This window comes from Xanthomonas nasturtii (assembly GCF_001660815.1).
GTDB lineage: Bacteria > Pseudomonadota > Gammaproteobacteria > Xanthomonadales > Xanthomonadaceae > Xanthomonas > Xanthomonas nasturtii.
Genome location: NZ_LYMI01000074.1, coordinates 1 through 3,324 on the forward strand (window position 1 = coordinate 1; position 3,324 = coordinate 3,324).

Consider the following 3,324-nt stretch of genomic DNA (forward strand, 5'->3'; position numbering starts at 1 on the left):
GTTTGCGCTGTCGAACCTGTGGCTGAAGCGAAAGCAGTTGATGCCTGTCGTGGGGAAGGTGTGCCTGTAACCCGGGCAACACCCCGCAAACGCGGCGGAAACGGCAAAAAATCGAGGGTCTGAGTGCCATCAGAGTGGCTGATGCGGTTTAGATCATCCTCCGACGCCGTTGATCAGACCAGCCTTAGGCGAGGTGGCGAAGCCGCTTGTCCTGTTTATTGAAATGTAAAAGCGGCTTGGCAGTGACTGGCTTCGTTTGATGCAGTGAATCTTCGCCCGAGAATAAAATGCATTTGGAAAACGTTATATCGTATTGGAAATATCGCCATCCCAAAAAACTGCAAAAATGATGAGTACTCGGCCTGCACGTCGACAGGCACAGCAAAAAATGCCCAGACCATATATCTACACCCTGGGCGCCGTTAGCATCTTGGCTATCTTTGCGTCTGGCTCTGCACTAGCCATTGATCCAGCTCGACTTCATCAACCGGTTGTAGGTGGCACGGTGTTGACAATGAGTCTTGGTAACGAATGTACGGCCGGCCTCGTGCTCAAGCAAAAGGGTTTTCTAGCCAATCTAACCCCATATAGGCGAGCGGTGCGATTCGTTCTGACCGCAGGCCACTGTGGTTCTTACAATAGTTCAGTGTCGGTCAGAGGGGCAGACCTTGGCTATGTTTCTTGGAAGTCCAATGTTTCAGATCTTGAATTGATTCGTGTGGAGCCGGTTAACCATAGTTATCGGCATTGCTCTGCACCATCAACTGGACTTACCTGCTCAATTGTTTCGAGGTATGAGCCGCGTGCATTGGGGAAAGTGTTGCTCTCGCGAGCAGCCGTTTACCGTTCGCGGGATGGGGGGCTTGTGTCGATAGCCGTGACCGGTCATGCCCCAGCATCCCCGGACGAACGATTCTGCACAAGCGGTAGAACCAGTGACGTGATGTGCTACTGGACGGATGCGCGTATTCCTGCGGGACATCCTACTTCTGCCGGTTCGCTTGGCGCAACGGCTGACTTTGGCGATCTCACAAGTCCAGGTGATTCTGGTGGCCCAGTGGTTAACACATCAGGCGTGATGCATGGAATTATACAAGCTCATGCGCCGAATTTTAATATGATGGTATACACATCCACTGCCCAGTTTTTTCATGAGCAGCCCGATTATGAGGTTGCCCCCCCTAACTGATTTTACGGAAGTAGCCTGTTTCGGAAATTGGTCCCTAATTCTTTGACGTTACCCTCCTGATCGGGGGGAGCTTGCAAAGCAAAAAGCAAGCTTCATACGGTTAGGAGGCCAAGCAGTAACTCGTAATATCTGCAGAGATCAAGATTGCTTTCGTTTTGGACTGGATTCTAGTTCTAGCTGCGTTCGTAGGCCTTCATCGCCAAGTCGATGTGTGGCCTTGGCTACTAACCAATCTTGCAAATCAACCTCGACTTTGAAAAGGGCTAGCCTGACACGCTGTTCTGGAAAAATTTCGGGCCGTCCGATTGCCAGCATGTAGTCGAACTTGGCCGTACCACGCTTCAAGCGTTCGAGTTCTGCATGCGCATGCTGCCTCGCCGTCGCCTCGTCTGCGTACGACTCGCGCAGGCGCTTCGCGTTGTCGTCCGTGCCGACCAAGACCGACTGCCGCCGTGCCTTGCCCTTGTCGACCCAATATGCACGCACGCCGCTGTAGGCATCGCGGTCGGCCACCGAGTAGCGGTGTTGGTCGCCATCGCGGCGCCTTAGTGTGACGCTGGGCAGCGGCTTGCCGCTCGCCGTGGTGCCGGCGCTGATCGGCGCAAAGACCAACGTTCCAGCCTTGATCGTAGCGACCGCATCGAACCGTTGTCCCAGCCGCGTGAGCAGATTCATGTCGCTCTCGTTGGCCTGGTCGAGGTGGGACAGCTTGACCCGTGCCAGCGTCTCGGCAACACGTGATGTTAATCCGTGTTCGCCGGCCAGCGTATTGAGTACGGCGCCCAGCGTCGTGTTATGCCAGCTGCGTTCGCGGCGTGTGCGCATGTTTGTCGTGAGATTTGCGCTGCGCGCACGTACGGTGATCACGTCCGGCGCGCCGCTGTACTCCACCTCATCCACGATGAAGGTGCCTTTGTCGACCAGGCCGGTGTGTTTCCAGTCCAGGGCCACGGACAGACGCACGCCGCGTTTGGGCAGCGCCATCTTGCCATCGTGGTCGTGGATGTGAAGAACGGGGTCAGGTGCTTAGGGAAGCTCTGAACAAAGCAGCATGATCTGCGACAATCGATCAACGAACCGAGCGGACGATTTCGATGCAGCTGACCTTCGGCGATGCGGAGTACAACGGCAAGCGCAAGCAGACGCGGCGCGAGGTATTTCTGGCCGAGATGGATCAGGTGGTGCCGTGGAAAGACCTGCTGGCGCTGATCGAGCCGCATTATCCAAAGTCGGGGCAGCCAGGGCGACAGCCGTATCGGCTGGAGACGATGCTGCGCATCCACTTTTTGCAGCAGTGGTACGCATTGAGCGATCCATCGGCGGAAGAAGCCCTGTACGACACGGTGTCGATGCGGCGTTTTGCAAAGATCGGCGGCCTGGATGAGGTGCCGGACGAGACGACGATACTCAACTTCCGCCACTTGCTGGAGCAACACGATGTGGCGCGCAAGCTGTTCAACCGGGTCAACGCGCACCTGTCGCGCAAGGGGCAGAGCCTGCGCGGCGGGACGATCGTAGACGCCACGATCATTTCAGCGCCAAGTTCGACCAAGAACCAGGACGGCAAGCGTGATCCGCAGATGCACCAGACCAAGAAGGGCAATCAGTATTACTTCGGAATGAAAGCGCATATCGGCGTGGACGATGTGTCCGGGTTGGTGCACCACGTAGAATGCACGGCAGCCAACGTCGCCGATATCACGCAGGCGCACAAGCTGCTGCATGGCAAGGAAGACACGCTCAGCGGAGATGGCGGATATACCGGGCTGGACAAGCGCGAGGAAATGGCGAGCAAGCGCACGTTGCGCTACCTGATCGCAGCCAAGCCCTCCAAGCTGAAGCAGATCAAGAACCAACGCGAATTGAAGCGGGCCAAGCGTTGGGAGCACACCAAGGCCAGCTTGCGCGCGAAGGTGGAACACCCGTTTCGGGTGATCAAACGCCAGTTCGGTTACATCAAGGTGCGCTATCGCGGTTTGGCGAAGAACACCGCGCAGGTGCTGACGCTGTTTGCGCTGTCGAACCTGTGGCTGAAGCGAAAGCAGTTGATGCCTGTCGTGGGGAAGGTGTGCCTGTAACCCGGGCAACACCCCGCAAACGCGGCGGAAACGGCAAAAAATCGAGGGTCTGAGTGC

At 56.6% G+C, this 3,324-nt stretch carries 1 protein-coding gene and 1 pseudogene; one reads left to right on the plus strand and one right to left on the minus strand.

The window, feature by feature from the left end; translation table 11 throughout:
- Positions 1 to 1,327 precede the first annotated feature (1,327 nt).
- Positions 1,328 to 2,200: pseudogene (locus tag A7D16_RS19465) on the minus strand (contractile injection system protein, VgrG/Pvc8 family); the annotation flags it as partial.
- An 83-nt stretch (positions 2,201 to 2,283) separates the two neighbouring features.
- Between A7D16_RS19465 and A7D16_RS19470 the strand changes: the two are divergent.
- Positions 2,284 to 3,267: an IS5 family transposase gene (locus A7D16_RS19470; protein ID WP_064634869.1), complete on the plus strand. Its 984-nt coding sequence runs from the start codon at positions 2,284 to 2,286 to the stop codon at positions 3,265 to 3,267.
- Positions 3,268 to 3,324: the final 57 nt, after the last annotated feature.

Bases quoted from the DNA above. Each gene is read 5' to 3' on its own strand.
- A7D16_RS19470 (WP_064634869.1), top strand. From the start codon at position 2,284: ATGCAGCTGACCTTCGGCGATGCGGAGTACAACGGCAAGCGCAAGCAG.